This is a genomic window from Burkholderia gladioli (assembly GCF_000959725.1).
Classification (GTDB): Bacteria; Pseudomonadota; Gammaproteobacteria; order Burkholderiales; family Burkholderiaceae; genus Burkholderia; species Burkholderia gladioli.
The window spans coordinates 3,008,565-3,034,398 of the sequence record NZ_CP009322.1; the positions used below are offsets into that span (position 1 = coordinate 3,008,565).

At 71.5% G+C, this 25,834-nt stretch carries 18 protein-coding genes; 10 read left to right on the forward strand and 8 right to left on the reverse strand.

Annotated features, from left to right (window positions below; genetic code table 11):
• Nucleotides 1–89 precede the first annotated feature (89 nt).
• Nucleotides 90–452, forward strand: a complete 363-nt coding sequence (locus tag BM43_RS13110; protein WP_052409303.1) for a DUF4148 domain-containing protein — start codon at nt 90–92, stop codon at nt 450–452.
• Nucleotides 453–463: 11 nt separating this feature from the next.
• The gene (locus BM43_RS13115) at nt 464–1,027 is read left to right on the forward strand and encodes a c-type cytochrome (RefSeq protein WP_036055291.1); all 564 of its coding nucleotides are present in this window, start codon (nt 464–466) and stop codon (nt 1,025–1,027) included.
• Nucleotides 1,028–1,035: 8 nt separating this feature from the next.
• Here the strand turns inward: BM43_RS13115 and BM43_RS13120 are convergent, their stop codons facing one another.
• The 7 genes from BM43_RS13120 to BM43_RS13140 form a co-directional block, all read right to left on the reverse strand.
• On the reverse strand, nt 1,036–2,145 hold the full coding sequence (locus BM43_RS13120) for a porin (protein WP_036055290.1): 1,110 nt from the start codon (nt 2,143–2,145) through the stop codon (nt 1,036–1,038).
• 343 nt (nt 2,146–2,488) lie between these two features.
• Entirely contained in the window at nt 2,489–3,259 is a 771-nt protein-coding gene (locus tag BM43_RS13125) for a substrate-binding domain-containing protein (RefSeq protein ID WP_232484027.1), read from the reverse strand.
• Entirely contained in the window at nt 3,256–3,420 is a 165-nt protein-coding gene (locus BM43_RS42240) for a LysR family transcriptional regulator (RefSeq protein ID WP_232484026.1), read from the reverse strand. The genes BM43_RS13125 and BM43_RS42240 overlap by 4 nt, the downstream gene beginning before the upstream one ends.
• Nucleotides 3,421–3,531: 111 nt before the next feature.
• Nucleotides 3,532–3,654, reverse strand: coding sequence for a hypothetical protein (locus BM43_RS42490; RefSeq protein WP_017920521.1), 123 nt, complete (start codon nt 3,652–3,654; stop codon nt 3,532–3,534).
• Between the two features lie 105 nt (nt 3,655–3,759).
• Nucleotides 3,760–4,710 carry a DUF979 domain-containing protein gene (locus BM43_RS13130; RefSeq protein ID WP_036055289.1) on the reverse strand — a complete coding sequence of 317 codons (951 nt, stop codon included), beginning with the start codon at nt 4,708–4,710 and terminating at the stop codon, nt 3,760–3,762.
• The gene (locus tag BM43_RS13135; protein WP_036055288.1) at nt 4,707–5,453 is read right to left on the reverse strand and encodes a DUF969 domain-containing protein; all 747 of its coding nucleotides are present in this window, start codon (nt 5,451–5,453) and stop codon (nt 4,707–4,709) included. The genes BM43_RS13130 and BM43_RS13135 overlap by 4 nt, the downstream gene beginning before the upstream one ends.
• 130 nt (nt 5,454–5,583) lie before the next feature.
• On the reverse strand, nt 5,584–9,243 hold the full coding sequence (locus BM43_RS13140; protein WP_036055287.1) for a hydantoinase B/oxoprolinase family protein: 3,660 nt from the start codon (nt 9,241–9,243) through the stop codon (nt 5,584–5,586).
• A 684-nt stretch (nt 9,244–9,927) separates the two neighbouring features.
• On the opposite strand from BM43_RS13140, the gene bcsD reads away from it, so the two are divergent.
• The 7 genes from bcsD (at nt 9,928) to BM43_RS13175 (ending at nt 23,493) form a co-directional block, all read left to right on the forward strand.
• Nucleotides 9,928–10,383: a cellulose biosynthesis protein BcsD gene (gene bcsD / locus BM43_RS13145; RefSeq protein WP_013691540.1), complete on the forward strand. Its 456-nt coding sequence runs from the start codon at nt 9,928–9,930 to the stop codon at nt 10,381–10,383.
• Between the two features lie 70 nt (nt 10,384–10,453).
• Entirely contained in the window at nt 10,454–11,533 is a 1,080-nt protein-coding gene (bcsP, locus tag BM43_RS37515; protein WP_052710569.1) for a cellulose biosynthesis protein BcsP, read from the forward strand.
• Nucleotides 11,530–12,321, forward strand: a complete 792-nt coding sequence (gene bcsQ / locus BM43_RS13155) for a cellulose biosynthesis protein BcsQ (protein WP_036055286.1) — start codon at nt 11,530–11,532, stop codon at nt 12,319–12,321. Before bcsP ends, bcsQ begins: the two co-directional genes overlap by 4 nt.
• Nucleotides 12,318–14,600, forward strand: a complete 2,283-nt coding sequence (bcsA, locus tag BM43_RS13160) for a UDP-forming cellulose synthase catalytic subunit (protein ID WP_036055285.1) — start codon at nt 12,318–12,320, stop codon at nt 14,598–14,600. Before bcsQ ends, bcsA begins: the two co-directional genes overlap by 4 nt.
• A 43-nt stretch (nt 14,601–14,643) precedes the next feature.
• On the forward strand, nt 14,644–17,343 hold the full coding sequence (gene bcsB / locus BM43_RS13165; protein ID WP_036055284.1) for a cellulose biosynthesis cyclic di-GMP-binding regulatory protein BcsB: 2,700 nt from the start codon (nt 14,644–14,646) through the stop codon (nt 17,341–17,343).
• Nucleotides 17,344–17,449: 106 nt separating this feature from the next.
• On the forward strand, nt 17,450–18,592 hold the full coding sequence (bcsZ, locus tag BM43_RS13170) for a cellulose synthase complex periplasmic endoglucanase BcsZ (protein ID WP_370448949.1): 1,143 nt from the start codon (nt 17,450–17,452) through the stop codon (nt 18,590–18,592).
• Nucleotides 18,583–23,493: a cellulose biosynthesis protein BcsC gene (locus BM43_RS13175; protein ID WP_042284633.1), complete on the forward strand. Its 4,911-nt coding sequence runs from the start codon at nt 18,583–18,585 to the stop codon at nt 23,491–23,493. The genes bcsZ and BM43_RS13175 overlap by 10 nt, the downstream gene beginning before the upstream one ends.
• 15 nt (nt 23,494–23,508) lie before the next feature.
• Here BM43_RS13175 and BM43_RS13180 read toward each other — a convergent pair whose 3' ends face one another.
• The gene (locus BM43_RS13180; protein WP_036055282.1) at nt 23,509–24,456 is read right to left on the reverse strand and encodes a LysR family transcriptional regulator; all 948 of its coding nucleotides are present in this window, start codon (nt 24,454–24,456) and stop codon (nt 23,509–23,511) included.
• A gap of 135 nt (nt 24,457–24,591) precedes the next feature.
• Between BM43_RS13180 and BM43_RS13185 the strand changes: the two genes are divergently transcribed.
• Entirely contained in the window at nt 24,592–25,800 is a 1,209-nt protein-coding gene (locus BM43_RS13185) for an L-dopachrome tautomerase-related protein (RefSeq protein ID WP_042284637.1), read from the forward strand.
• Nucleotides 25,801–25,834: the final 34 nt, after the last annotated feature.

Consider the following 25,834-nt stretch of genomic DNA (forward strand, 5'->3'; position numbering starts at 1 on the left):
CGCCCGCGCGGCCAGAATCGCCTTCATCGGCCCGCCGTCTCCCCACGACGCCGCAGCCGCCTCGCCCATGGTGGGCGAGCAAGGAGCCCATGATGCGATTCCCGATCCGGGCGGCACGCGCCGCCTCGCTGCTGGCGGCCTGCCTGGCCTGCTATTCGCAGGCCGGCCACGCGCAAACGAGCCGCGCCCAGGTGCGGGCCGAGCTGGTGCGCATCGAGCAGGCCGGCTTCGATCCGCTGCGCGAGCCGCTAGAATTCCCGGCCGACATCCAGGCCGCCGAGGCGCGGCTGGCGGCCGGCGGTGCGACGGCAGTCGCCGCGACGCCAGCGCTGCCGGCACTGGCGAACGCCGCCGGCGGCCATGCCTCGACGACGCCCCGCGTGACGAGCGTAGCAAGCGCAACGCATGACGGCGGCGTCGAGAACGGCGACGCACCGGCCCTCTCCCACTGAGCACCGCGCCCATGTCCACTTCCCGCTTCCCGCTCAAGACCGTCTGCCTGACGCTGGCGGCCACCGCACTGGCCGGCGCGGCCGGCGCGCTCGGCCTCATCTATTCCGGCTACTACGACGTCTCCGCCATCCCGCCTCACAACCCGCTGGTCGCCTGGGCGCTTCACAGCACCTACGAACACTCGCTGCACCGCCATGCGCAAGGCATCGTCGCCCCGCCCGACCTGATGAGCGAGGCGAACCTGGCCGCCGGCGCGCGGCGCTACGCGGCCACCTGCGTGGCCTGCCACGGCGCGCCGGGGCAGCCGCCCGGGCCGATCGCGCAAGGCATCCTGCCGGCCGCGCCGCTGCTGCTGGCCGCCACGCGCCGCAACAAGCCGCCCCTGATGTTCTGGACCATCCGCAACGGCGTGCGCATGACGGCCATGCCGGCCTTCGGCAAGAGCTTCGACGACCACGAGATCTGGCAACTGGCGGCCTTCCTGAACCACGCTCGCGGCATCTCGGCCGGCGATTACGCGAAGCTGGTGGCGGCCGGTGGGCCGCCCGCGCCCGCGCCGGCCGTCGCGCCCTGAGCCCTGCGTCAGAACACCGTGCGCAGGCTCAGGCTCGCCCCGAAGTTGTTGGCCTTGCCGGCGAAGTTCAGCGGCCCGTTCGGATCGTTGACCGAGGCGCCGGACAGATGGCTGTGGTCCACCTCGAGATAGACGTCGGTGCGCTTGCTGAGCAGGTAGTCGACGATGCCGTAGACGGTCTGCGTCGTGCCGCTGCGGCCGGGCGCGACATTGTTCGCGTGATCGTAGGCATAGGAGCCGATCACGCGCCATTGCGGCGCGAGCTGCCAGGACGCGCCGACCCGCACGAACGCGTCGTTGCGCGCGCTGCCCTGCGGGCCCGACGCGGTGGTGGCATTGCCGACGATGCTGGTATTGGCCAACGGCCCGCCGCTATTGGCCGCCGCCACGTTGAAACCGGCGTCGCGGCGCGCGTCGATGCCGTACAGGTAGAGCGCGAGCGGCCCCCAGGCATAGGTGCCGCCGAGCGAGCCGACCAGCAGCTTGTGGCCACCGCCGTCCTTCGACTGCGCGCCGGCGATGCCGAGCTTGCCGCCGCCGAAGCGATAGATCAGCGAGGCGGTGCTGGTGCTGCCCGACACGGCGCTGCCGGGCTGGCCGCCGAAGGCATGCTGCACCTGCAGCGTGACCGGCCCGAAATCCTTCTCGTATTGCAGCGTGTTGTCGAAGCGGATGCCCACCAGGAACAGCGACCAGTCGGTCGCGTTGACGTTGCCGCCGCCGATCGGGTCGAAGTTGAAGGCATAGAAGTTGTAGATGCCGCCATACTGGCGCCCCAGCTTGACGGTGCCGAAGCGATCGCTCTGCAGGCCGACCCAGGCGAAGCGCCCGAACAGCTGCCCTTGCTGGTCGGACTTGCCGTTGGCGATATTGAAGCCCGATTCGAGCTGGAAGATCGCGCGCGTGCCGCCGCCCAGTTCCTCCACGCCCTTCAGGCCGAAGCGGTTGCCGTTGACGGCGCCTTCGTTGATGCCGACCGTATTGCCGGCGGCCGAGCTCTGGAAGCGTATCGCCTCGTCGATCAGGCCATAGAGGGTGACGCTCGATTGCGCATGCGCGAGCCCGCAGGCGAGCGCCAGCCCGATACCAATGCCGATATCGCCGATGATCTTCTTCATTCGTTTTCCTGATTGATTTCGATTCGCCAGGCCGCGCGCATCGATCTTCCCCGCGGCTTTCGCCAACCGGCGGCGCATCGCGCGAGGCCATGCGCCGCCGGCAACCCCTGCTCCGTATCGAACGCGCGCCGTGGCTCGCAGTCCGCGATTCACGGCTTGCGCGGCAACGATCTCCGGGCAGGGCTGATTCTGTTATGGCCGATTCGGCAGGTCGAACTTGAAAATTAAATCGCGCGCATAAGGATTTCGAATACCGCGGGCGCGGTGCGCGACAGGCGAACGCAAGCGCGCGACACCATCACGGCCTCGCGCGCGGAAGACACGAAAAGGAAGGAAACGCCGCCTAGACGATGATGCGCGCGGCATCCTCGCCGAGCCGCGCGCCGTACTTGCGCACGGTCTCCACGGCGATCTCGACCAGCCGCTCGGTCCATTCGGAGCCGGTGCGCCAGGCGATCACGAAGGGCAGCGGCGGCGGCACCTCGATGCCGTCGAGCCGGCGCAGCGTGCCCTTCTCGAGCGGCACCGGCACCAGCGCGGGCGGCATCGCGGCCACCCCGAAGCCGGCCTGGGTGAGCTGGATCATCGCGGCCACCGAGTTCACGCAGCTCACGCGCGCCTCGCCGATGCCGTAGGACTGCATCAGCCGCAGCAGGTCCTGGTGCGGGCGCGAGTGGCGCGAATAGGTGATCAGCCGCTCGGCGCCGAGCCGGCGCAACGCCGAGGTGGGCGTGTCCTCGGGCTGCAGGCCCATCACGCGCGAGTTGGCCGCCGCGATCCACACCACCGACAGCTCCAGCACCTCGATGCTGCGGATCGTCTCGTCGCGCAGCATGTCGGTCTGGATCACCATGTCGAGCATGCCGCGCCGCAACTGCTCGTTGAGGTTGAGCGCGGTATCCGAGGTCACCTCGATATCGAGGTTCGGATAATGCGCCATCACGTCGGCGACGAAATCGACGAACCAGGAATGGATCGCGCTGTCCATCGCGCCGATCCGGATCGTGCCGTAGGCGAACTTCTCGCCCTGCAGCGATTCGTAGAGCTGGGTCATCGACTGGCTGACCTGCTCGGCGTGGCGCAGCACGCGCTCGCCCTCGCGCGTGAGCGTCACGCCCTTGGGGTCGCGCTTGAGCAGCTTGGCGCCCAGTTCCTGCCGAGCACCGAGATGCGGCTCGAGATGGCGGCCTGCGTCGAATGCAGCTTTTCCGCCGCGAGGCTGAAACTGCGCAGCTTCGCGACCCAGATGAAGGTCTCCAGGAACTTCAGGTTCACGTACGTCTCCTTCGCTGCCGGCGGCGCGGTGGGGTGCGCCGCCGGGTCCGTCCCAGCATATACCTCGGAAAAAACCCGCTGAACAGCGGCGACATCCCCACCCGCCGCGCTTCACTCGATCGCCTGCGCGATCGCGGCGATCAGATTGCCACCCTGCGCGACGATCGTGTCGCGATAGGACTCGAACATCGCGTCGCTCAGCTTCGCGTCGTCGCCGGTCGTGAAATGCGTCATGACCGGCGTCGCCGGCCAAGCGGCCAGATCATGGGAAGCGCGCCCGCTCGTCGGATTCGACGGCGGGCGTCGGGAGAGGAAAAGGGATGGAGCGACGCGCGGCGCTTACATCAGCAAATACAGCAGGAAGATATTGACCACCAGCAGGCACAGCGCGGTCGGCGCCTGGGCGCGGATCACGCCGTACTTGTCGCGCAGTTCGAGCAGCGCGGCCGGCACGATGTTGAAGTTGGCGGCCATCGGCGTGAGCAGGGTGCCGCAATAACCCGAGAACATGCCGATCGCGGCCAGCGGCGCCGGGTTGGCATGGAACACGCCGATCAGCACCGGCACGCCGATGCCGCCCGTCATCACCGGGAAGGCCGCGAAGCCGTTGCCCATGATCGCCGCGAACAGCGCCATGCCGATGCAGTACACGGCCACCGCCAGCAAGCGCGCGTCGAGGCTGATATAGGCGGTGCTCAGGTGCGCGATGGCCTTGCCCACGCCGGCATCGGCGAACACCAGGCCCAGCATGCCGAGCATCTGCGGCAGCACCACCGCCCACGACACCGCGTCGATCAGCCGGCGCGCCTCCAGCACGCCCTGCTTCGGACCATCGCCGGTGAGCCGGCAGGCGAAGCCGAAGGCGATCACGCAGCCGATCCCGAACGAGACCAGGGTCGCGTTCTTCGGATCGAGCACGGCGGTGCCGCCGAACACCAGGTGCGGCGCCAGCAGGGTGCCGATCACGGTCACCAGCGGAATCGTCAGGGCCGGCAGGAACAGGCGGTTGCCCAGACGCATCGCGTTCGCGCGCCGCGTCGCCTCGTCGGGCACCTTGGGTTTGGCGCCCACCACGCCGCCGAAGCCGGCCACCAGCGCCATCGCCACCACCAGCGCGCCGACCACCTCGGGCGGCAGCCGGTCGCCGGCCAGGAACACGATGCCGTAGACGATCCAGAAAGCGCCGGCCAGGAAGCGCCTGGGATGCGCGCGATCGCTGACGATCACGCCGCCGATCACGATCAGCAGCAGGCCCAGCAGCCAGAAGAACCAGTCGAGCGTGACGATCATGCCTGTTCTCCCTGCGCGCGCGCATCGTCGCTCGGCTCGCGGGCAGAGGCGGGCAAGGCCGCGGCCTCGCGCGCCAGCCAGCCGTCGAGGCGCCAGAGCCGGAAGCCGTGGATCAGGAAGGCCGAGATCGCGGTCGGGATGCCGTACAGCGCGACGTGCATCGGCTCGACGACCACGCCCGCCTCCTTCAGGAAGGTGACCATCAGCACGATCGCGCCGAAGGCCACGAACACGTCCTCGCCGAAGAACAGGCCGATGTTGTCGGCCGAGGCCGCGAAGGCGCGCAGCCGCTCGCGCACCGCCTCGCCGAAGCGGCCGAAGCGCGATCGCGCGGCGCCTTCGGCCATCGGCGCGACCAGCGGGCGGACCATCTGCGGATGGCCGCCGAGCCCGGTCAGGCCCACCGCGGCGGTCAGCTCGCGCACCAGCAGGTAGGCCACCAGCAGGCGCCCCGGCGTGGCCGCGCGGATGTTGCCGATCCAGATCTGGGCCCGCTCGCGCAGGCCGTGCCGCTCCAGCAGGCCGATCACCGCCAGCGGCAGCAGGGTGATCAGTGCGATCACACGGGTCTTGACGAAACCCGCGCCGATCGCGGCCAGCACGTGCTGGAGCGGGAAATGCGCGGCCAGGCCGGTGACGATCGCCGCCACCATCACGATCAGCATCGGGTTGAAACGCAGGACGAAGCCCGCCACGATCAGCACGACGCCGATCAGCGGGTACAGGTTCACGGTTGACTGCATGGAAGGATCTCCTGTTGCCGGGAAAGAGAACGGCCCCGCCGCGCGGACGGGACCGCCTTGCCTGCGCACGTGCGCCGCCTGAGCCGCGGCTGCCGTGCGCCTGTTGGTTTGTCGCTGTTCACGTTCGGCGTCATGCCGACTCCGCGTGGCCGTAACCGCCGCCTCCCGGCGTCTCGATCACGAACACGTCGCCCGCGTGGACGGTGGTCGTGTGCGTCGCGCCGAACTGCTCGACGGCGCCGCCGGCACGCTCGATCCAGTTGCGCCCGACGCTGCCGGGCGCCCCGCCCGCCAGCCCGAACGGCGGCACGCGGCGGCGGTTGGCGAGGATGTTGGCGCTCAGGCTGCGCAGGAAGCGGATCCGCCGCACCGCGCCGTCGCCGCCCGCCTGCCGCCCCGCGCCGCCGCTGCCGGCGCGGATCGCATGCTGCTCGACCAGCACCGGGAAGCGCCACTCGATCACCTCCGGGTCGGTCATCCGCGAATTCGTCATGTGCGTCTGTACCGCCGAGGTGCCCGGATGCGTGCCGCCCGCGCCCGAACCGCCGGCGATGGTCTCGTAGTACTGCTGGGCATCGTCGCCGAACGTGAAGTTGTTCATCGTACCCTGAGAACCCGCCAGCACCGCAAGCGCGCCATAAAGCGCGTCGGTCACCGACTGCGAGACCTCGACATTGCCGGCCACCACCGCGGCCGGGTAGGCCGGGTTGAGCATCGAGCCGTGCGGGATCACGATCTCGATGGGCCGCAGCACACCCTCGTTCATGGGAATCGCGTCGGTCAGCAAGGTGCGGAACACGTAGAGCACGGCCGCCTTGCAGATCGAGCGCGGCGCGTTGAAGTTGCTGCCGCGCTGCGCGCTGGTGCCGGTGAAGTCGACGCGCGCGGCACGCCGCTCGCGGTCGATCGTGACGCGCACGCGGATCACCGCGCCGTCGTCCATCTCGTAGGCGAACTCGCCGTCCGACAGGGACAGCAGCGCGGCGCGCACCGCCTCCTCGGCATTGGCCTGCACGTGGCCCATGTAGGCCAGCACCACCTCGGCGCCGTAGCGCCCCGCCACCCGCAGCAGCTCGCTCGCGCCGCATTCGCAGGCGGCGATCTGGGCGGTCAGGTCGGCGATGTTCTGGTCGATGTTGCGGCTCGGCCAGGGGCCGGCGGCGAACAGCGCGCGCACCTCGTCCTCCAGGAAGCGGCCCGCCGCGACGATGCGCACGTTGTCGAGCAGCACGCCCTCTTCCTCGATGGTGGTGCTGTCGGGCGGCATCGAGCCCGGCGTGATGCCGCCGACGTCGCCGTGATGGCCGCGCGCGGCCACGTAGAACAGCAGCTCGCCCGCCGCGCCGTGCACCGGCATCACCACCGTGATGTCGGGCAGGTGGGTACCGCCGTTGTAGGGCACGTTGAGCATGAACACGTCGCCGCGCCCGAGGCTCGCGCCGTGCTCGCAGATCACGCTCTGCACGCTGTCGCTCATCGAGCCCAGATGCACGGGGATATGCGGCGCGTTCGCGATCAGCCCGCCCTCGCGATCGAAAATCGCGCAGGAGAAGTCGAGCCGCTCCTTCATGTTGACCGAGTACGAGGTCTTCTCCAGCGTCACGCCCATCTGCTGCGCGATCGACATGAACAGGTTGTTGAAGATCTCCAGGTGCACCGGGTCGCGCGCGGTGGTGATCGCGTGCGCCGCGCCGGCCGCCTCGACGCGGTCCAGGCGCAGCGTGCCGTCCTCCAGCACGCAGGCGGTCCAGCCCTCGGCCAGCACGATGGTCGAGATTTCCTCGGTGATCAGCGCGGGGCCGGCCAGGCTCGCGCCGATCGCGAGATCGCGGCGCGCATGCAGCGGCACCGTCAGCGCGCGTGCGCCGGCGAACAAGGTGGCCTCGCTGCCGGCCGCGGCCGCCGGGTTGGCCTTGCGCGGCGCGGCGCCGTGCAGGGTGGGCGGCTCGCTCAGGCCGATCGCCTCCACCACCACCGATTCGACCACCAGCGGCTTGTCGTGCATCGCGAAGCCGTAGCGCTTGCGGTGCAGCGCCTCGAAGGCGGCGGCCATCTCCGGCGCCTCGCCGAACGGCACCTCCAGCGTCGAATCGGTATCGCGATACTTGAGGCGCGCCGCGCGGGTGGCCCGCAGCGCCTCGCGCGGCACGCGCTGCGCCAGGATCGCCTCGACCGCCTCGCCCTCGAGCCGCGCGAACACGGCCGCCAGCGCAGCGGGCGTGCCGGCCTCGAGCGGCGCTTCGACGGCATGCTCGCGCAGCACGCGCAGGTCGGCCAGGCCCATGCCGAAGGCCGACAGCACGCCCGCGAAGGGGTGCAGCACGATGCGCCGCATGCCGAGCTGGTCGGCCACCGCGCAGGCGTGCTGGCCGCCCGCGCCGCCGAAGGCGCACAGCGCGTAGTCGGCCAGGTCGTGGCCGCGCTCGACCGAGATGGTCTTGATGGCCTGCGCCATGTTGTCGACGGCCACCGCCAGGAAACCTTCGGCCACCGCCTCGCCGCTCATCGCGCGGCCGGTCTCGCGCTCGATGCGGCGCGCCAGTTCGGCAAATTTGGCGCGCACGATCGTCACGTCGAGCGGCAGGTCGCCCCGGCTGCCGAACACATGCGGGAAGTGCGCCGGCTGCACGCGGCCCAGCATCACGTTGCAGTCGGTCACGGTCAGCGGGCCGCCGTTGCGATACGAGGCGGGGCCCGGGTAGGCGCCGGCCGATTCGGGGCCGACCTTGAAGCGGCCGTGCTCGAAGCTGCAGATCGAGCCGCCGCCGGCCGCCACGGTGTGGATGTCCATCATCGGCGCGCGCACGCGCACGCCGGCCACGCGCGTCTCGAACACGCGCTCGTAGGCGCCGTCGTAATGCGCCACGTCGGTGGAGGTGCCGCCCATGTCGAAGCCGATCACGCGGCGCTCGCCGGCCGCCTCGCTGGTGCGCACCGCGCCGACGATGCCGCCGGCCGGCCCCGACAGGATCGCGTCCTTGCCCTGGAAGCGCGCGGCGTCCACCAGCCCGCCGCTGGACTGCATGAACATCAGGCGCACCTCGCCGGTGTGCTCGGTGACGCGGTTCACGTAGTCGCGCAGCACCGGCGACAGGTAGGCGTCCACCACCGTGGTGTCGCCGCGCCCGACCAGCTTCATCAGCGGGCTGACCTGGTGGCTCACCGAGATCTGCGCGAAGCCGCATTCGCGGGCCAGCTCGGCCACCCGCAGCTCGTGGGCCGGGAACCGGTAGCCGTGCATCAGCACGATCGCGATCGCCTCGATGCCGGCCTCGCGCGCCGAGCGCAGCGCGCGACGCGCGGCGTCCTCGTCGAGCGCGCGCAGCACGCGGCCCTGCGCGTCGACGCGCTCCTCGATCTCGGCCACCCGCTCGTACATCTGCGCCGGCAGCTCGATATGGCGCGCGAAGATGTCGGGGCGCTCCTGGTAGCCGATCCGCAACTGGTCGGCGAATCCGGCCGTGATCGCCAGCAGGGTGCGCGCGCCCTTGCGTTCGAGCAGCGCATTGGTGGCCACCGTGGTGCCCATCTTGATCACCTCGATGCGCTCGCGCGGCAGCGGCTCGCCGGGACCGACGCCGATCAGCTCGCGGATCCCCTGCACCACCGCGTCGCGATAGCGCTCGGGGTTGTCCGACAGCAGCTTGTGGGTGAGCAGCCGGCCGTCGGGCCGGCGCGCGACAATGTCGGTGAAGGTGCCGCCGCGATCGACCCAGAACTGCCAGCGGCCGTCGTCGACGGGCTCGGCTTGCGACGAGGGGACCTGCGCGGATTGCTGCATGACTTCCATGACTTCATCTCCGAGGGCTGCCGGCCGGCGGGCGGGCGCGGCATGCCGTGTTGTGCTGGCCGGATTGTCGGCGCGGCATCGGAAGCGAGTCGATGAAGAAAAATAAATCCGCCGTATAACGAAATGCTATTCGCGGCGATAATCGCGCCCGGACGCGGATCCGCGCCGACCGCGAAACGCCCCGGCGCGCGGCGCCTGTACCGACTGGTCCGTCGTCGGGGCCGACCGGTCATACCACCGGGGGGCAGGTTCGCGACACGCCGCGTTGCATGCGAAGCGGGCGCCATCGATTGTCGACAATCGGCATTGCCTCGCTGAACGTCCGTTTTTTACCGCTCGTCTTGAAGCGGCGGAAGGAAGTTTCCATTCCTGTAACAAACGGTGGCCGATCCTGCGCGATGATGGCCTCGCTCGCACCAGTGCCGGTGCGGCCGTGGCTCGGACCCGGTCTCGAACAGTCGACGCGGAGTGCCCATCGCGCGCTGTAATGACTTTGTCATCTCGATGCATCAACCACGGAATTACCGGAAAAATTCACCGGGAAATTCGACTCGTCATTGACGGAGTTTGCTAATGGATTTGATGCAAGCGATACTTAAAAACTTTGCCGTTTGTGCCTGCTAGTTTTGGAGCCGGGTACTCACGCGCCCGGATTTCTTCAGATTTATCGTGCGAGCGCCGTTCATGCCGACTGCCGTTGATTTCCTGCTCGAGCAGAATCTTTCCTCCCAATGGCGTGGTTTCCTGCGCGCGTTGGCCGAGGAATTCGAATCGCAACTGAGCCCCGACGAACTGCGTCACTTAATGTTTCGCGTCGGATGCCGTTATGCGGGGGAGCACGCGCTCGCCCCCTGCGAATCCACCGCCGATCTCGAGCATGCCCTGAACCTGCACTGGGCCTCGGTCCGCTGGGGATACGTGGAATTGTCGGACCAGGGCAGCCACCTGCGCATCGTCCACTGCGGCGCGCCGATCACGGCCTTCGGCAACGGCGCCCTGGCCTGGATGCCGGCCTTCCTGCAAGGCAGCTACCAGACCTGGCTCGACGCGATGGGGGCAAGCCAGCTCACGGTCGTGCAATCGGGCAGCGAGGACGACGGGTTCGCCGTCGAATTCCTGCTGACCTCCGACACGGTCTGACCCCCGCCGCAGCGCGTAGCCCGCCAACAGCCGGGCCGCTCGCGGCCGGCTCACTGGATTCACGAAACACATGAACACCTCGCGCGATGTCAAAGCCCTCTTCGACCGGTTCGGCGGAGATGCAAGCAGTTACCAGGAAATCCGGATGGAGAACGAAGCCCTCGATGCGCGGCGCCGCTGGCCGCTGCTCGGCATGATCGATCCGCGCCAGGCCGAGCTGGCGGCCGCCTCCGGCCAGCCCGACGAGGCGCGCGCGGCGGCATCGCCGGCCGAGGCGGGCGCGCGCGGCAAGGCCGCCACGCAGAATCGCACCCACGCGGTGTTGCGCAGCACCGCGCCGCTGTTCACGCGCTCGCCGCGCCGCGACGTGCCGCCCGCGATCGCGCCGCAGCCGGCGCCCGCCGCGCCCGAGGGTTCGACCTACCGCTTCACGCCGGCGCCCGACGCGGCCGCGATGGCCGCCGAGCCGGCCGAACTCGCCGCGCCGGCTGTCGCGCTTGCTGCCGCAGCAGCCGGCGCCGACACCGCCGCTAGCGAGCCCGCCTCGCCCGCCGCCACGCTGCTCGCGCCGCTGCAGGCCTCGCTGGCGCCGCGCGATGCCGCCTCGGTGCCGCCCTCGGCGGTGGCACCGGCGGTCGTCGCGCCGGCCGCGGCCGCGCCCGCGGGCTTTGCCCCGGCCCCGTCGCCGGCGCCCGCCGCAACCGTGACCGCAACCGCCGCCCCTGCCACGATCCCGACGCCGCCCGCCGCGCAACCTGCGGCGGCGCCGATGCCGCTGTCGCGCGCGGCGGCCCAGATCGCGCCGCGCCTCGCCCAGCCGCGCACGGCCGAACCGCCGCGCCGCGCGATGGCGCGCGGCATCTTCACCGCGCCGATCGGCGCCGCCACGCGGCTGCCCTCGCGCGACCCGCTCGGCCGCGCGCCGGTGCCGCTCCAGCCGGCCCCGGCCCTGAAGAAGCTGGCCGGCGGCGCGCTGGCCCGGCCGGGCCAGCCGCAACGTGCCGGCGCCGCCGAGGCCGACGGCGAACGGCTCGACTCGTTGTTCACGCGCCTGCGCCACGGCGGCAGCGCGCCGGCCCCGGCCGCGCCGAAATCCGCCGCCGAGGCGCCGCGCCGCCCGTGGTTCCTGCGTGGAGCGCCGCGTTCATGAAGGTCGTCAGTGTCGTGTCGGCGAAGGGCGGGGTCGGCAAGACCACGCTCGCCGCCAACCTCGCCTCGGTGATCGCCTCGCAGGGCCGCCACGTGGTGGCGATCGACCTCGATCCGCAGAACTCGCTGCGCCTGTACTTCGGCGTGCCGCTCGACAGCGTCGACGGCCTGTCGCGCGCGGGGCTGGCCGGCTCGCTCTGGCAGGGCGCGATGGTCGACGGCGACGACGGCGTGACGGTGCTCGCGTTCGGCGCGCTGGTGGAGCAGGAGCAGCACCTGTTCGAGCGGCGCCTCGACGACGATCCGGGCTGGCTCGCGCGCGGCATCGCCGACCTGCGCCTGGGCGAGGACGACATCGTCATCATCGACACCCCGCCCGGCTCCTCGGCCTTCACGCGCGCCGCGCTGACGGCCGCGCATTTCGCGGTCAACGTGGTGTTCGCCGACGCCGCCTCCTACGCGGCGATCCCGCAGATGCAGCGCATGATCGACGCCTACGCGGCCTCGCGGCCCGAGTTCATCGGCGAGGGCTACGTGGTCAACCAGATCGACCAGTCGCGCCAGCTCAACAAGGACGTGCTGCGGGTGCTGCGCGACATGCTCGGCAAGCACATGTTTCCCGGCGTGATCCACGACGACGAGGGCGTCAGCGAATCGCTGGCCTGCAACACCACCATCGTGCGCTACGACCCGGTCAGCCAGGTCTCGGCCGACCTGCGCGCCTGCGCGGCCTGGCTGCTGGATGCGCTCGGCAGCGACGAGCCCGCCGAGGAAGGAAACGCCGCATGAAATCCACCCGTCACGCCACGGCGCAGGCCGCGCCGCGCGCCGCCGTGTCCGCCGCCGGCGCCGGCACCCAGGGCGCGCCGGCCGCGAACGCCGGCCCGCCAGCCAAGCCGGGCAAGCCCGGCAAGCCGCCCCGGCGCGGCGGCTCGCGCCTCGAACGCTTCGCCGACGCGCGCCTGTTCGGCAGCCTGCCGGTGATCGTGCTGCTCTCGCTGTTCTCGGCCGGCGCGCTGTTCTTCGTCTTCACGGTACCGCTGTCCAACGGCCAGCAACTGATCTTCGCGGCCTGCTGCTTCGCGGCCGCGCTGCTGTTCCGCCGCATCGAAGGCCATTACGCCACGCTGGTGATGATGATGCTGTCGGTGATCGCCACCGGCCGCTACATGGTCTGGCGCCTGACCGAGACCACCTACTGGTCGCATCCGCTCGACGCGGCCTGGGGCCTGCTGCTGGTGGCCGCCGAGGTGTACGCGGCGCTGATCCTGCTGCTCGGCTATTTCCAGACCGCCTGGCCGCTCAAGCGCAAGCCGCGCCCGCTGCCGGCCTCGCGCGCCGACTGGCCCACCGTCGACGTGTTCATCCCCACCTACAACGAGCCGCTGTCGGTGGTGAAGCCCACCATCTACGCCGCGCTCGCGCTCGACTACCCGCCCGAGAAGCTGACCATCCACGTGCTCGACGACGGCCGCCGCCCCGAGTTCAAGGCCTTCTGCGAGGAAGTGGGCGTGAACTGGACGATCCGCGCCCACAACCGCCACGCCAAGGCCGGCAACATCAACGAGGCGCTGAAGATCACCCACGGCGAGTTCTTCGCGGTGTTCGACTGCGATCACATCCCGACCCGCTCGTTCCTGCAGATCTGCCTGGGCTGGTTCCTGCACGACAAGAAGCTGTCGATGCTGCAGACGCCCCACCACTTCTTCTCGGCCGACCCGTTCGAGCGCAATCTCGGCACCTTCCGCAAGGTGCCCAACGAGGGCGAGCTGTTCTACGGGCTGGTGCAGGACGGCAACGACCTGTGGAACGCCACCTTCTTCTGCGGCTCCTGCGCGGTGCTGCGCCGCTCGATGGTGGAGGAGATCGGCGGCATCGCGGTGGAGACCGTCACCGAGGACGCCCACACGGCGCTCAAGCTGCACCGGCTCGGCTACACCACCGCCTACCTGGCGATCCCGATGGCCGCGGGCCTGGCCACCGAGAGCCTGTCCGGCCACATCGGCCAGCGCATCCGCTGGGCGCGCGGCATGACGCAGATCTTCCGCATCGACAATCCGCTGATGGGCCGCGGCCTGTCGCTCGCGCAGCGGATCTGCTACCTGAACGGGATGATGCACTTCTTCTACGGCATCCCGCGCCTGGTGTTCCTGACCGCGCCGCTCTCGTTCCTGTTCTTCGGGGCCCACGTGATCCAGGCCTCGGCGGTGACCATCGCGCTGTTCGCGATGCCCCACATGCTGCACGCCAACGCCACCAACTCTCGCATGCAGAGCCAGTTCCGCCATTCGTTCTGGGCCGAGGTCTACGAATCGGTGCTGGCCTCCTACATCACGCCGCCCACCCTGCTGGCCCTAATCAATCCGAAGCTCGGCAAGTTCAACGTGACGGCCAAGGGCGGCATGATCGAGCAGAAGTATTTCGACTGGGCCATCTCGCGGCCCTACCTGCTGTTGCTGATCCTGAACCTGCTCGGCTTCCTGATCGGCCTCTGGCACATCCACACGCACTGGAGCGTGCGCAGCGAGGTGTACACCACCATCCTCAACCTCGGCTGGACCACCTACAACATGCTGATCCTGGGCGCCAGCGTGGCCGCCGCGGCCGAGCAGAAGCAGGTGCGCGCGGTGCACCGGGTGGCGATGAAGATGCCGGTGATGCTGCGCTTCGGCACCGGCCGCACGCTCGCCTGCGAGACCATCGACTACTCCGAGGGCGGCGTGGGCGTGGCCCTGCCGCAGAACATCTCGGTGCCGCTGCACGAGCGCGTGACGGTCTCGCTGTTCCGCGGCGACGAGGAATACGCGTTCCGCGCGATCGTCAGCTTCTCGGCGCCGGGCCGTGCCGGCCTGCGCTTCGTCGAGATGACCAAGGACCAGGAATTCAATTTCGTGAAGACCACCTTCGCGCGCGCCGACGCGTGGACCGGCTGGGCCGAGGGCAGGAAGCCCGACGCGCCGCTGCGTGCGCTCGGCAGCGTGCTGTCGGCCGGCGCACGCGGCATCTGGAATCTCTTCGAACACCTCTATGCGGACTTGCGCACCTGGAAACGGCGCTCGGGCCGCTGAACCGGATCACGGACTGCGACGGCAGATGAAGAAAGGAATCGCCATGACACGCCCTCGAGCGGGCGAGGGCGGCAGCGCGCGCGTTGCGGCCTCGCATGACGGCGCGCGCGCGCCGCATTTCGGCCGGGACCCGGCCGCGCACACGGCCGGCCATCGCGCCGACGAGCACGCGCGGAAGCGGGCCGGCAACGCGGCCTGCGCCACGGAGCAGAACGAAGCGGCGCCCCATATCGCCGCCGACGAGCCGCGCGCGCCTGCCGCCCGCGGCCGCGCCGGGAATCACGCGCGGCTGCCGCGCCTGGCCCGCGCCCTGGCCGCCGGGCTCGCCTTCCAGTTGACGCTGGCGCCGTTCGCGAGCGCCCAGGCCGCATCGGCCGGCGCGGCTGCCACGTCGAGCACGGTGCCCGGCGGCGGCCACGCCGCGAGCGACGGTGCGCTCTCGGCCGGCTCGGTCGGCGCGCCGAGCGCGGCACGCCAGTTCGATCCGCGCGCCGGCAGCCAGCCGGCCTTCGCGCTGGTCGCGCCGCCGTTGCCGCCGGAGCAGCAGAAGCTGCTCGGCATGCGCCCGCCGACCACCGCCAACCCCGGCACCCTGGTGCCGGGCGGGCGCCGCCAGACGCTCAGCTTCGCCGATCTCGGCGCGCTCGACCCGCTGCAGTTGCGCGGCACCGACGGCCAGAACGGCGTGCCCTTCTCGGTACGCAACGACGAGGTGGTGACCGCCGCCACCCTGCACCTGATCTACAGCTACTCGCCGGCCCTGCTGCCCGACATGTCGCAGCTCAAGGTGCTGATCAACGGCGAGGTGGCCGCCACCCTGCCGGTGCCGCAGGCGCAGGCCGGCACCACGGTGGCGCGCGACGTGCCGCTCGATCCGCGCTTCATCACCGAGTTCAACCACCTCAACGTCCAGCTGGTGGGCCATTACACGCGGCGCTGCGAGGATCCGGCCAACTCCACGCTGTGGGCCACCGTCAGCAACGCCAGCTCGCTGGACCTCAGCTACGCCTCGCTGCCGGTCAAGCCGGAGCTGGGCGCGCTGCCCGCGCCCTTCTTCGACCGCCGCGACGTGCGCCGCCTCGAGCTGCCCTTCGTGTTCGCCGACAAGCCCGACCCGGCCACGCTGGAGGCGGCCGGCACGCTGGCCTCGTGGTTCGGCTCGCTGGCGGGCTATCGCGGCGCGCTGTTCCCGGCCCAGGTCGGCAGCCTGCCGCTGGCCGGCAACGCGGTGCTGTTCGCGCTGGCCGATTCGCATCCGGCCGGCCTCGCGCTGCCCGCCATCAGCGGCCCGACCATCGCGGTGATGGCGCGCGACGACAACGCGCGCGGCTCGCTGCTGCTGGTGCTGGGCCGCAACGGCGACGAGCTGAAGACCGCCGCCGCCGCGCTGGCGCTGGGCCAGAACGTGCTGTCGGGCACCAGCACCACCATCACCCAGCTGGTCACGCTCAAGCCGCGCCAGCCCTACGACGCGCCGAACTGGCTGCCGACCGCGCGCCCGGTGCGGCTCGGCGAGCTGGCCGACTCGCGCGCGCTGTCGGTGAAGGGCTACGACGCCGGCGCGATCTCGCTGACCATGCGCGTGCCGCCCGACCTGTTCATGTGGAACACCAACGGCGCCTCGCTCGACCTGCGCTACCGCTACTCGGTGCGCCCGCGCCCGGATCGCTCCTCGCTGAACATCAGCGTCAACAACCGCTTCGTGCGCTCGCTGCAGATCCCGGCGGTCGACCCCTCGCGCTTCAGCATCGCGCGCTTCCTGGGACGCCTGGGCGCCGAGTCGGGCGATACCGGCAGCGCGCGCCACATCGTGCAGATCCCGCCGCTGCTGCTGACCCCGCACTCGCAGCTGAACCTGCAGTACTACTACGACATCCCGAACACCGGCGACTGCGCCGGCGCGCTGCTGCCGAACGTGGAAGGCACGATCGATCCCGACTCGACCCTGGACCTCTCGCCGTTCCCGCACTACATGGCGCTGCCCGATCTGGCCGCGTTCGCCAACAGCGGCTTCCCGTTCACGCGCCTGGCCGATCTCTCGCAGACCGCCGCGATCCTGCCCGACGAAGCCACCCCTGGCGACTACAGCCTGTTCCTGCTGGCGATGGGCCGGATGGGCGAATCGACCGGCTACCCGGTGACCGGCGTGACGGTGGCCGGCCCCGGCCAGGTCGACAGCCTCGCCGACAAGGACCTGCTGATGATCGGCGGCCCGGGGCGCCAGCCGCTGCTGCAGCGCTGGGCCAAGTCGATGCCGTTCTCCAGCGACGGCGAGACCAGCCGCTTCACGCTGTCCGACCTCGGCCCGCGTATCGCCAACTGGTGGCACGGCCCGCACGGCATCGAGCGCACCCCGGCGCGCGCCGATCTCTCGCTGGTCAGCAACGGCGACAGCGCGCTGATCACCGGCTTCGAATCGCCGCTGCACGCCGGCCGCAGCGTGGTCGCGCTGATCAGCTCGCCGGGCGAATCGGAAGCCGAGCTCACCTCGGCCCTGCTCGACGCCGACGTGCTGCCGCAGGTGCAGGGCGCGATGGACGTGGTGCACGGCCGCTCGGTGACGGTCACCACCAACGGCGACAGCTACTACCTCGGCACGCTGCCGCCCTTCGAGTACCTGCGCTGGGCGCTGTCCTCGCATCCGCTGCTGCTGGTGCTGGGCGGCGTGCTCGCGGCGATCGCGATGGCCGCCCTGTTGTACCGCGCACTGCGCCGTATCGCGGCGCGCCGCCTGCAGGATTGATGCGATGAACCGTTCCGTTCCTCACGGGGGCCTGCGCGCCCTCGTCGCCAAGGCCTCGCTGGCGGCCGCGATGCTGGCCTCGGCCTGCGCCGGCCTGGCGAACGTCATGCCTGCCCACGCCGCCACGGCACGCGCCACGGCACGCGCCGCGGCGAACGCCGCGCCGATCGTCGCCGCGCCGCGTTGCGGCGAATGGCCCGCCTATCGCGCCTTCCTCGCGCACATCGTGCAGCCCGACGGCCGCGTGTTCGACGCCAGCACGCCGGCCCAGCAGTCGACCTCGGAAGGCCAGTCCTACGGCCTGTTCTTCGCGCTGGCGGCCAACGATCGCGACAGCTTCGGGCGCATCCTGGCATGGACCCGCGCCAACCTGGCCGGCGGCCATTTCGACGCCAAGGACGCGCGCCTGCCCGCCTGGCTGTGGGGCCGCAGAGCCGACGGCAGCTGGGGCGTGCTCGATCCGAATTCGGCCGCCGATGCCGACCTGTGGATCGCCTACGACCTGCTGGAAGCCGGGCGGCTCTGGCACGTGCCCGACTACAGCGCGCTGGGCGCGGCGCTGGCCGCGCAGATTGCCCGCCGCGAGGTGGTCGAGCTGGCCGGGCTCGGCCCGATGCTGCTGCCGGGCCCGCAGGGTTTCGTCGAGGGCGACGTGACGCGCCTGAACCCGAGCTACCTGCCGCTGCCGGTGCTGCGTGCGCTGGGCGGCGAACTGGGCGGCCCGTGGAACGCCATCGCCAGGAACGGCCTGCGGCTGGTGGCCGGCGCCTCGCCGCGCGGCTTCGCGCCCGACTGGGCGGCCTGGCGCGCCGGGCAGGTGGTGGTCGATCCGCGCACGGGCGACCTCGGCAGCTACGACGCGATCCGCACCTACCTGTGGGCCGGCCTCGCGAATCCCGCCGATCCGCTGGCCCGTCCCTGGCTCGACGCGCTGCGCGGGATGGCCGCGCAGGTCGCGCAAAGCGGCGTGCCGCCCGAGAAGGTGGCGGTGGCCACCGGCGTGGGCAGCGGCGAGGGCCCGCTCAGCTACTGGGGCGCGCTCGCGCCGTACTTCGCCGCGCTCGGCGACGCGCGCGGCCTGGCGCTGGCGCGTGCCCGCCTGGCCGCGCTCGATGCCGACGCGCCGGGCCGCGAACCCGTCTATTACGACCGCGTGCTCGGCCTGTTCGGCGGGGGTGCCGTGGAGGGTCGCTACCGCTTCGACGCGGGCGGCCGGTTGCTGCCCGCATGGAGTGAGGCATGTCGATGAAGTTCTTCCCCGCCCGGCGCCGGGCCTCGCTCGCCGCCGCCCTGGCGCTGGCCGGCGCGCTCGCGCTCGGCCACGCGCCGCATGCCCTGGCCGCCGGCTCCGACGCGCTGCAGGCGCTGATCGACCAGGGCAAGTACTGGCAGGCGCATGGCCGCAGCGACCTGGCCGAGCAGGCCTGGAAGAAGGTGCTCGGGATCGACGCGAAGCAGCCCGACGCGCTGCTCGGCATGGGTTTCGTGATGGCCGACCGCAAGGACGGCGGCCAGTCCGCGGCCTATCTGGACCGGCTGCGCCAGGTCGCGCCGAACTATCCCGGCATCGACGAGCTGGGCCGGCGGCTGGGCCAGTCCTCGCCGCGCGACCAGACCGTCAACGACGCGCGGCGCCTGGCCCAGTCGGGCCACAGCGCCTCGGCGGTGGAGCAGTACCAGAAGGCGATGGAAGGCGCGCCCGCCACGCCCGAGCTGCGCCTCGAGTATTACCAGGCGCTCGCCGCCACGCCCAACGGCTGGGACGAGGCGCGCAAGGGCCTCGAGGCACTGGCGCGCGACAACCCCGACGACCCGCGCTACGCGCTGGCCTATGCGCAGCACCTGACCTATCGCGATGTCACGCGCCGCGACGGCATCGCGCGCCTGCAGCAGCTCACCGGCGACGCGAAGTTCGGCCGGCAGGCCCGCGAGAGCTGGCGGCAGGCGCTGCTGTGGCTGGCCGCGCGGCCTTCCGACCAGCCGATGTTCGACGCCTACTTCAAGCTCGCGCCGAACGACCCGGCGGTGAAGGCGCGCTACGACGCGATGGTGCTGCAGGAAAAGGCCAGCGACGCGCGCAGCGCGCAGCAGGTGGCCGACAGCGCGCGCGGGCGCGCCATCGGCGACGGCTTCGCGGCGCTCGACCGCAACGACCTCGCCACCGCGCGCGCGCGCTTCGACGCCGTGCTCGCCGGCGCGCCGAACGACACCGACGCGCTGGGCGGCCTGGGCATCGTCGAGCTGAAGCAGGAACATTTCCGCGAGGCCCGCAACGATCTCGAGCGCGCCTCGCGCGGCGGCGACCCGTCGCGCTGGCGCGAGGCGCTGAAGAGCGCCGGCTACTGGAGCGACACGAGCGACGCGCTGGTCGCGCAGAATCGCGGCGACGTGGCGAAGGCCAAGTCGCTGTTCGAGCACGCGATCGCGACCGATCCGTCCGAGCCGGCCGCCCAGCTGATGCTCGGCGAGCTGCTGCTGGCCAACCACGACCCGCGCGGCGCCGAGCAGGCCTACCGGATGGCGCTGCGCCGCCAGGCCGACAACCCCGACGCGATCCGCGGCCTGGTGGGCGCGCTGGCCGCCCAGGGGCGCGGCGACGAGGCGCTGCAGTTCGCCAATCAGCTCACCGCCGAGCAGCAGGCCAAGGCCGGCGGCCTGGACCGGCTGCGCGGCACCGCCGAGGCCGCCCAGGCGCGCGCCGCCGAGGCGCAGGGCGACCTGGGCCGCGCGCGCAGCCTGTTCGAGGATGCCCTGGTCGGCAGTCCCGACGATCCCTGGCTGCGTCTGGACCTGGCGCGCATCTACGTGCGCCAGGGCGCGGTGGCCTCGGCGCGCAGCATGATGGACGGCCTGCTCGCCGCGCATCCCGACATGCCCGACGCGCTCTACGCGGGCGCGCTGCTGGCCGAGCAGACCCACGACTACGGCGACGGCCTGCGCATGCTGGACCGCGTCGCGCCCGCCCAGCGCACCGCCGCGATGGGCGAGCTGCAGCGCCGCCTGTGGCTGGCCCAGCAATCCGAACTGGCCGGGCAGATGGCCCGGCGCGGCCAGAACGCCCAGGCGCTGGCGATGCTGCGCGCGGCCGAGCCGGTGGCGCAGGCGGACCCGGCGATGATGGGCCAGCTGGCCGGCGGCTACCTGGCGGCCGGCGATCCGGCGCACGCCATGCAACTGGTGCAGGGCGCGATGGCGGCCGCGCCGGCCGACCTCGGCCTGCGCCTGCAATACGCCAACTTGCTGCTGGCCAATCACCAGGACGGCCTGCTCGGCGACGAGATGCGCCGCCTGCAGGCCACGCCGATGAGCGCCGCGCAGCACGCCGAGTTCGATCGCATCAACCTCGCCATCGTGGTGCGCCGCGCCGACCTGGTACGCCAGAGCGGCGACCTGGCCGGCGCCTACGCGGTGATGGCGCCCTGGCTCGCGGCGATGCCCGAGGACCCCGACCTGCAGGGCGCGCTGGCGCGGCTCTATACCTCGGCGGGCGACCCGGCCAATGCGCTGACCTGCTATCGCATCGCGCTCCGGCGCAACCCTGGCGATGCCGGCCTGCGGCTGGCCGCGCTCTACGCGGCCTCGGGCGCGCGCGCCTGGAGCGAGGCCGAGCAGCTCGCGCAGGCGGCTCTCGCCGCCGCGCCCGACGATCCCGTCACGCTGGCCGCGGTGGGCCGCATGTACCGCGCCGAAGGCAAGCTGCCGCTGGCCGCGCAATACCTGAAGCGCTCGCTGGTGGCGAGCTCGACGCCGGTCGGCACGCGCGCGGCGACCGTCACGCTGCCGGGCGGGCTGCCCGTGCCGCGCGGCTGGGAGGCGCTGAGCCGGCCGATCGGCGCGAATCCGCTGCCCGGCACCAATCCGTTCGAGGGCAAGACCGCCGTCGACGTGGCGCGCGACCCCGATGCGCCCAGCGGCAGCGCCGTGAATTTCTTCGCGCCGGCCGGCCCGGCGCGCCCCTCCTCGTTCACTCCTTCGTCATCCGTTCCGACCGTGCCTGCCTACCTGCCCCCGGCGCAACCCGCGCCCTACGTCGCGCCCGCCCCGGCGTCGCGCCCGCGCGCGAGCGTCGATACGGGCAGCGGTTATGGTCCCGACGGTTATGGCGGCGGCGAATCGGGCGGTCCGGCGCGGCCGCTCCAGCCCTATGCGCAGTACGCGCCCGAGGCACCGAACGCGGCAGCGGCGCCGGCTTATGCACAGGGAGGGTATGCGCAGCAGGGCTATGCATCGCAACCGTATGCGCCGCAACCGGCTTATGCACAGCCGCAGGGCTATTCGCAGCAAGCCTATGCGCAGCCGCAAGGCTATCCGCAGCAAGGCTATGCGCCGCAGCCGTATCCGCAGCAGGGATATGCCCCGCAGGGCTATGCGCAGCAGCAGCCGTATCCGCAGCAAGCCGGCTACGCGCCCCAGGCTTATCCGCAGCAGGGCTACGCGCCGCAAGGCTATGCCCAGCAGCCGCAGCAAGGCTACGCGCCGCCGGCCCCGGCCTACACGCAGCAGCCCTACGGCACCACGCCCTGGCCCATGTCGCCGGCCGCGCAGGCGGCTTCGTCCGGTTATGCGCCCGGTTATGACGCGTCGGCCCGTCCGCAGCCGGCACGACGCGGCACCGCGCGCAAGAACACCACGCGCGCCGCCGCGCAACCGGTCTACGCACAGCAGCAGCCCTATTACGGCCAGGCTCCGTATCCGCAGCAGCAAGCCTATGCGCCGCAGCCCTATGCACCGGGCGCCTATCCGCCACCGGCCTACCAGCCGCAGCCCTATACGCCGCAGCCGCCCTATCCGCAGCAGCAGGCAGGCGCCTACGCGGCACCCGCCTACATCCCGCCGCCGCCCGCCGGCTACGCGCAGCCCTACGCGGCGGCGGCCGTGGCCGCGAACGGCGCGGGCGGCGTGCCGCCGGCGGCAGCCAACCCGCAGACGCTCGGCGTGGCCGACGAACTGGCAGCGATCAACCGCGACGAGGCCAGCACCGTGTCGAGCGGCCTGGTGTTCCGCAATCGCGCCGGCGAGGAAGGCCTGTCGAGCCTGACCGACATCGAGGCGCCGATCGAAGGCCGCATCAAGGCCGGCAACGGCCACGTGGTGGTGACGGCGACGCCCGTCACGCTCGACGCCGGCTCGGCCACCAACGACGTGCAGACCCACGCGCGCTTCGGCGCGGGCCTGGCCAACAACCTCGCGCGCAGCGGCACCAGCTTCGGCTCGCAGACCGATACCGGCGTGGGCCTGTCGATCGGCTACGAGACGCCTTCGCTGAAGGCCAGCGTGGGCACCACGCCGGTCGGCTTCCGCTACCAGAACGTGATCGGCGACTTGCGCTACACCGGCCAGGCCAGCGACAAGGTCTCGTATTCGCTGGCGGTCACGCGCCAGGCGGTGACCGACAGCCTGGCCTCCTATGCCGGCGCGCACGACCTGAGCACAGGCCTGGACTGGGGCGGGGTGGTGAAGAGCGGCGCGCGCTCGGCGCTGGCCTGGGACGACGGCACCAACGGCCTCTACGTGAACGGCGAGCTGATGTACTACAACGGCCACCACGTGCGCAGCAACATCGAGGGCAAGGTGGGCGGCGGCTTCTACACGCGGCTCTACAAGGACGCGCAGCAGACGCTGACGGCCGGCATCAACGGCACCTGGATGAGCTTCGCGCGCAACCAGTCGTACTTCACCTACGGCCAGGGCGGCTACTTCAGCCCGCAGCAGTACGTGATCCTGAACATCCCGCTCGAATACGCGGGCCGCAACGGGCCCTTTTCCTACGACGTGAAGGGCTCGATCGGCATGCAGCACTATCGCCAGAACTCGGTGCCCTACTTCCCGCTCGACGCGGGCCTGCAGGGCAGCGCGGCGGCCAACATGAACGCGGCGGTGGCCAATTCGACCACCTCCCTGGTGCTCGACCAGAACGCGATCTACCCGGGCCAGAGCAAGACCGGCGTGGCCTATTCGCTGTTCGCCAGCGGCGAGTACCAGCTCGCCCCGCAGCTCGCGGTGGGCGCGATGGCCTCCTACGGCAACGCCTACCAGTATCGCGAGTGGCTGGGGGCCGTCTACCTGCGCTACAGCTTCACCTCGCAGACGGGCACGCCGATCTTCCCGCCCAGGACGCTCAAGTCGCCCTTCCTGGCCGACCTGCAATAAGGCGCGCGGCGGCGCTCAGGGCGCGCGCCGCGCCGGCTCCTGGTAGCCGACGTGGGCGCGCTGCGCCTCGGCCATCGGCGCGATGCGCTCGCGCAGCATCGCGTGCAGGTAGCGCACCGCGGGCGAGAACTGCCGGCGATGCGGGCAGACCAGGTTGAGCGGCGCGGGTTCGCCGGGCTGGTTCGGCACCAGCACCTCCAGGCGGCCGGCCCGCACGTCGTGATGCACGTCGAGCCAGGACTTGTAGGCCACGCCGAAGCCGTCGACGGCCCAGCGGCGCGCCAGGTCGGCGTCGTCGCAATGCAGGCCGCCGCCCACCGCCACCAGCCGCCGCCCCTCGCCCTCCGGAAACACCCAGCGGTCGTAGACGCGCCCGCCGCGCACGAACAGCAGGCAGCGATGCGCGCCCAGCTCGTCGAGCGAGGCGGGCCGGCCATGCCGCGCGAGATAGTCGGGCGAGGCCACCAGCACGCGCCGGTTGTGCTCGGCCAGCGGCAGCGCGACGAAGCTGCCGTGCTCGGCCACGCCGTAGCGCAGCGCCACGTCGACGGGATCGCGGAACACGTCGGCCAGCTCGTCCGACAGCGACAGCTTCAGCACCAGCCCCGGATGCGCCTCGCGAAACTCGCCGAGCCAGCGCGGCAGCAGGTTGCGCCCGAGGTCGGACGGCGCCGAGATGCGCAGGCTGCCGCGCAGCACCTGGCGCTCGCCGTGCAGGCGGTCGCGGCCCTCGCTGAGCGTGGCGAGCACCTCCTGCGCATAGGGCAGGTACTGCTCGCCCTCGGCGGTCAGCTTCAGGCTGCGCGTCGAGCGCGCGAACAGGCGGATGTCGAGTTCGCGCTCGAGCCGCTGGATCGCCGCGCTGACCTGCCCCGGCAGCAGCCCGGCCTCGCGCGCCGCGTTCGAGAAGCTGCCCAGCGCCGCGGTGCGCACGAACAGGCCAAGGTCGTCGATCCGGATCATTTTCATTACCACAGTGAAAGTGCTGCCCGATTTTCCCCATTTTTGAGGAAAGCGGCACGACGGACAATGCGTTCCGTCTTGCTTCGCTGCTTCAAGCATCCCTCGATTTCGACCAGGAGAACCCTCGTGCCAGCCATGCCTTCGACCTTCCCCCGCCTGCGCCACGGCCTGGGCGCCCTCGCATTCGCCTGCGCGACCGCGTTCGGCGCGCTGCCGGCCGCGGCGCTTGCGGCGACTCCCGCGGCGCCGGCAGCCGCCTCGCTGGCCGTCGAGCGCAGCTACGGCGCGCTCGAGACGGTCGCCACCTTCCACGACGCGATGCCGACCGGCGTGACCGTCACCGAGACCGGCCGCATCTTCGTCAACTACCCGCGCTGGGGCGACGAGGTGCCATTCACGGTCGGCGAGCTGAAGGACGGCAAGGTGGTGCCCTACCCCGACGCCGAGATCAATCGCGCCGATCCGCATCGCCCCGCCGACAGCTTCCTCAGCGTGCAGAGCGTGGTGGCCGACGGCCAGGGCCGGCTGTGGGTGCTCGACACGGCCGCGCCGAATTTCGCGAACCCGCTGGCCGGCGGCGCGAAGCTGGTCGCGATCGACCTGAAGACCAATCGCATCGTGAAGACCATCGTGTTCCCGGCCGAGGTGATGCGCGCGCGCACCTACGTGAACGACGTGCGCTTCGACTTCCGCGTCGGCCGTGCCGGGGTGGCCTATGTGACGGATTCCTCGTTGAGCGGCACGGGCGGCATCATCGTGGTCGATCTCGCCAGCGGCAGCGCGCTGCGCCGTCTCACGGGCGACCCTTCGACCTCGGCCGATCCGACATTCTCGCCGGTGTTCGACGGCGAGACCATGAAGCTGCGCCAGGCCGACGGCAGCAGCACGCCGCTGGCGATCGCCTCGGACGGCATCGCCCTGTCGCCCGACGGCAAGACGCTCTACTACTGCGCGCTGTCGAGCCGGCGCCTGTACGCGGTGCCCACCGCGCTGCTGCGCGATCCCGCCGCGAGCGAGGCGCAGGTCGCGGCGGCGGTGGTCGATCTCGGGGAAAAGGGCGCCTCGGACGGGCTGGCCGTCGATGCGAACGGCGTGATCTACGCGGGCGACTACGAGCACGATTCGATCCGCAAGCTCGCGCCCGGCGGCGAGTGGACCACCATCGTGCACGATCCGCGCGTGCTGTGGCCCGACACGCTGTCGGTCGGCCCGGACGGCTACCTGTACTTCACGGCCAACCAGTTGGCGCGGCAGCCCGGCTTCCATGGCGGCCAGGACCAGCGGCGGAAGCCCTACGTGCTGTTCCGCACGCGCATCGGCGCGGGGCCGGCGCCCACGCGCTGAAGCCCGCGCAGGGGGCGCGCCGTGGCCGGCGCGC